Source organism: Candidatus Desulfolinea nitratireducens (assembly GCF_982879505.1).
Genome location: NZ_CEYOSI010000254.1, coordinates 1 through 4,578 on the forward strand (window position 1 = coordinate 1; position 4,578 = coordinate 4,578).

The 4,578-nt window shown below is 43.4% G+C and carries 3 protein-coding genes and 1 tRNA gene; 1 reads left to right on the forward strand and 3 read right to left on the reverse strand.

Annotated elements, in window-relative coordinates:
* Positions 1–37 precede the first annotated feature (37 nt).
* Positions 38–123: transfer RNA gene (locus tag AC3DOM_RS15880), tRNA-Met, on the forward strand.
* A gap of 713 nt (positions 124–836) precedes the next feature.
* Here the strand turns inward: AC3DOM_RS15880 and AC3DOM_RS15885 are convergent.
* The 3 genes from AC3DOM_RS15885 to AC3DOM_RS15895 all read right to left on the reverse strand — a co-directional run bounded on the left by AC3DOM_RS15885 (position 837) and on the right by AC3DOM_RS15895 (position 4,249).
* Positions 837–1,904, reverse strand: a complete 1,068-nt coding sequence (locus AC3DOM_RS15885; protein WP_487920020.1) for a hypothetical protein — start codon at positions 1,902–1,904, stop codon at positions 837–839.
* Between the two features lie 122 nt (positions 1,905–2,026).
* Positions 2,027–3,193, reverse strand: a complete 1,167-nt coding sequence (locus AC3DOM_RS15890) for an iron-containing alcohol dehydrogenase (RefSeq protein WP_487920021.1) — start codon at positions 3,191–3,193, stop codon at positions 2,027–2,029.
* A gap of 72 nt (positions 3,194–3,265) precedes the next feature.
* Positions 3,266–4,249, reverse strand: a complete 984-nt coding sequence (locus AC3DOM_RS15895) for a sugar-binding transcriptional regulator (RefSeq protein ID WP_487920022.1) — start codon at positions 4,247–4,249, stop codon at positions 3,266–3,268.
* Positions 4,250–4,578 lie beyond the last annotated feature (329 nt).

Consider the following 4,578-nt stretch of genomic DNA (forward strand, 5'->3'; position numbering starts at 1 on the left):
AAGCCACGCATTTGGCGGAGGCGTTGCAGTACAGGCCAAAGGGGATGATGGTGTAACCCATATCTTACAAAATCAGCTCTTCGGGCTCATAACCCGGAGGTCGCAGGTTCGAGTCCTGCCCCTGCTACTAATAAAAGACACTGAAATAAAAGACCTCCTGTGAGAAAATAAAACAGGAGATTTTTTAATATGACAAGAAGAAAAGGGCGCAAAGATTATCCAAACTGGATAAGCGAGAAGCAATTAGGTTGTACTTGGAAGAAGGCTGGCCAGCAACCGAGATCTTGCATCGTTTCTCAATAGCAGATCGGAATCAGAGCAATGCTTGGGCAAGGCAGTGTCAAGAAGAGGGGGAAGAGATGTTTGCAAACAAGAGGAGCCGAAGTGGGAGAAAGCCGAAGAAAGAATACACGACTGCCTATTTTGTCAGATTGGAAATGGAGCTTGACCTGCTAACAAAATTCCATATCGAGTTGCGTCAGGGTTCGCTCGCGAATCGCGATATCGGGTTATTGAAAACAACCGAGGAAGATACGAAGTGAAAGCCATGGGTAACTTATTTGGGATCTCGCGAGCAGCCTACTATGCCTGGATGGGAGGTAACCCTGTTATAAAGTGTCAGGGCATTTTTGAGAGGAAGTGATTTTTCATTTTTGTCTGTTTCCTCAGATGATTTCATAAGGCAAATTTAGTACGATAAATGGTGCTCGTCAAACTATTTCTCATGTGGGGTTATTGCGATGAAAAATCCTGTAATTTGGGGATATTCATCATCTAATAGGTAATTGATGACTAACTTGTATCGTAGTTGAAATTAATACAAATGGTGAGATTGCCTAGCAAGTAAGTATCTCCCTGAGATATTTATTGTTAATGTCCTCAACCACATGGTATGCCACTTGAGACAATGATTTGGCTTTTGTTGGATGCTTGGTTATCCCAACTAAAATCATTTCTATTCTAACGCCGTATTTTTCTAGTAATTCCTTTGCGTCCTTTGCGCTGCGCAATCCTCCAATCAAATCTTCAAAAACGACTATGGTTGATCCATCTAATGGCCCCCATTTTTCTTTTTCGTATCTGCCGCAGAAAAAATCCAATGCCAATTTGAGGGATGCGGTATGTGGAGTGCCCAAAGCGACTTGAATGGCAGCCAAGGCATGAACGGGGCTGGGTTTTAAATACATATTCAATGGTTTGGCTGCCAGGTTTGCCAGCCAAAATAATGAGCCAGCGCCAACAATTGGCAATTCTTGCAGGCCAATTGCTTTTAAACCCAATTCTGCTTCTGGTGTGCTAAAAAAACCATTGGGAGGGGTACTGGGGCGATTGGTAAAAACTACAGCGTGATGATCCTCTGATTTCACCCATTTAATTAGTTGGTCGTGGGTTGTTTGGGATAACGCTGCCTGGTCGTACAATTCCAGGTAACTTTCGGTGTTTAGCTGGCTAGGGCGGTTATAAATTTGGCTGTATGATTTACTCCCCAAAACATATTCTTGAAAAATTGGTAGGGTGAAGCTTAGATCGTGGTTCTGGCCATTTCGCAGAATGCCTTTGAGGTACTCTCGTTGTTCCAGGTTTAGAGAGGGTTCTTGTTCCAGAAGAAGGTGTTCCATGAAAGCTGTGGGCGGCTCTCCATTTAGTTTGATATTTTGAAGAAAACCACTGAAATAATCTTCACCTTGGATAAAGAATTGGCCTGGAATGAGATTGATATTTTTGGGAATTCTTACTTCTGGTTCAGTGCGCCAAATATGCATTAATAGAATTGCTGTGCAAATAGCCAGCGATTCCCATTCATGGGTCACACTTGCAGCTTCGAGCTTGGCAATATGTTCTTTGCTTAGAATCGGATTTTCAATCCCCAGATTGTGGCCGATTAACTCAACTGAAGCCTGCAATGCCCGATGGTAGCCATCAGCGTGGAGCAAAACGCCATCCATATCAAACAGGAGGATCGTGTGGTTCATGTGTTTTTCCTTTTGGCGCGATTCTTATGGAATGTTTTTTAGGAAGGATGAGATTATTGTATTGCGATGTCAAGGATATCCTCTAATACCTGAGGAAATAACGAAACCGGGTTGCCTTTCATGCTGCTGCTTTTTAGCGCTTTTTCAATTAATTCATCGTATTTGTCGGGTGTCAGGCCGTAATGTTTGAGAGTTGGGATATCAAAATCTTTTACAATTTCTTCCAGCCAACTGATTCCCTCTTCAATTGTGGCTTGCTCGTTTCCTGTTAGTAGTTGAGCAACCTGCTTGTATTTTTTTAGAGTTGTATGATCTGTGTCATTTTCTCGGAGTTGTTGCACGTTGGTTTTGGTTACAACTGGCAAGAGCCGTGCACAAACAGCTCCGTGCGGTGCGTGAAAAATTCCTCCAAACGGTCCGGCAATGCCATGAACCGCGCCCAGGCGCGAGTTGGCCAACGCTAAACCGCTATACATGCTCGCAAGTGCCATTTCTTCTCTGGCTTGTTGGTTAGATCCATCGCTAAACGCTATTGGCAATGATCTCGCAGCAAGCAAAATGCCTTCCAGGCATAATGCGTCAATCATTGCATTGGGTGTGTTACAGGTAAACGCCTCAATCAATTGGGTAAGTGCGTCTAGCCCGCTAGATGCTGTGACTGCTGGTGGCATGGATATCGTCAGGCTTGGATCAAGTAGTGCAATAGTCGGGAGCAGGAGTGCACTGCGTAAACTGACTTTGGTTTTATGCTCAGGGGATAGCAAGACTGCATTCCGGGTGACTTCTGCTCCAGTTCCGGACGTAGTGGGGATTGCAATTAGCGGCGTGGCTTGATTTTGAATTGCTTTTCCTTTACCAATTACTTCTAAATAATCTAATGGGTCACCTGGATTGGTCATCATGCCCGCAATTGCTTTTCCTGCATCAAGTACACTGCCGCCCCCCAGCGCTATCATCACCTGGGGGTTATATTGGCGGGCAAACTTTGTCCCCTCCATGACCATATCTATTGTTGGTTCATTGTCAATGGGAAATGTTGTGAACTTGATACTATTTTTTTGTAAATCATCTAGAAGGAGTTGATGCCTATCTGGCATTTTTCCAGTTATGAGGAGGGCGCTTTCTCCAAAGTCTCTGACAATTTTTCCAAGGCGTTGGCTTTGGTTAGTCCCAAAGATGATTTTTTCAACTGAAGAGAATTCAAAGAGTATGTTGTTCATCATCTATTTGGGCACAGAATTATGATTTGCGTTTTTCAGGTTTCTTAAAAAACCTGAGCAAATGAAAGGAGATTAGGCAGAGGGATTTTTATTTAGGTTTAGAACTTCTTCAGCTGTTTCGTCGTCCGTAACCAGGATATCAATCCCGCCCGATCTAATCGCCCCTAATATGGAGGGGGCTTTTCGTTTCCCCTTAGCAATCCCAATTTTAATTGGGATCTTCAATAAATCTTCCCAGGGAATGCTTATCGCGCAATCTTCGCACCACGGCACATAGATTCGGTTTCCCTGAATATCCGTGAAGCAGACACATATCGCACCAATCGCCCCTAGTTTTTCCAGATCGCGTATGTCTTGGAAGGAAAAATATCCGGAATGAAACTGGGTAGAGATTTCAGGAATGATTGGCCCAATCCCTAATAGGGCAATGTTAGATTGCTTGGCAAGCTCAAGGACTTCCTTTATTGAATGGTCTTCTCTCAGTGCAGCAGCAATTTCCGGGGTGTCGACGATCAAGGGAGCATTGAGGTAATAGTGTTGAGCTCCAAAGATTTCACCAGCCCGCCTGACTTGCTCTGGTCCATCAATTGAGCTATAGGGGGCGCCAACGCCACCGACAAGTTGGACGACTTTCACATTACTCAAGCGTTTGGGCCGTAATTCCTCAACCACTGAATGGATTGTGGTTCCCCAAGATAAACCGAGAATCATGTTGTCTTCGAGCACATTCTCTAAAACGTCTGCCCCTAACCGTCCCAGTTGGCGCATAGTATCATCCTCGCTACCCATTCTGCGTTCTAGCACCTTTGCAGATTGGAGATGAGGAAAATTCTTGACAAGTTCTATTTCCAGTGAATTAGCGGTGGGGATGGGGTGGTTGATCCGGATATCGATAATACTTAGCTCTCGGGCTTCAAGGAGTAAGCGCGAGATAGATGGACGAGATAGGTTTACTTTTTTGGCAATATCTTGCTGGGACAAGCCATCATTGTAATACCACTCAGCAATATCAGCCATTAGTTTGTGGCGATCTTGTGAAACCTCATCATATAACATATCAGCATCCCTCACGTAAAGTGGCGCAATAACCCATTCAAATATTTTTACTTACTAACTGGTAGTGAATCCTGTTGATTTATAATAAATTTAGCAAACAGTAACAATTTCAAAACAATTTTCGAACATTTGCTTACTTGGCAATTATATGTAATGTCAATTATTATATGGTATGGGATTATGCTTGTCAACATAATTAAAAGGATAATTATGGGGTTATTTATTCATATCCGGGCTTGACAAGACCAAACAAGGAGTAATACAATAATCCGGAGTATCTTCTCAATAAATAGGGGTAAGCAAAAAGGAGGGAGACCTTTTAATTTTTG

Coding starts and splice junctions, on each gene's coding strand:
- AC3DOM_RS15890 (WP_487920021.1), bottom strand. CDS start 3,193: ATGAACAACATACTCTTTGAATTCTCTTCAGTTGAAAAAATCATCTTT.
- AC3DOM_RS15895 (WP_487920022.1), bottom strand. CDS start 4,249: ATGTTATATGATGAGGTTTCACAAGATCGCCACAAACTAATGGCTGAT.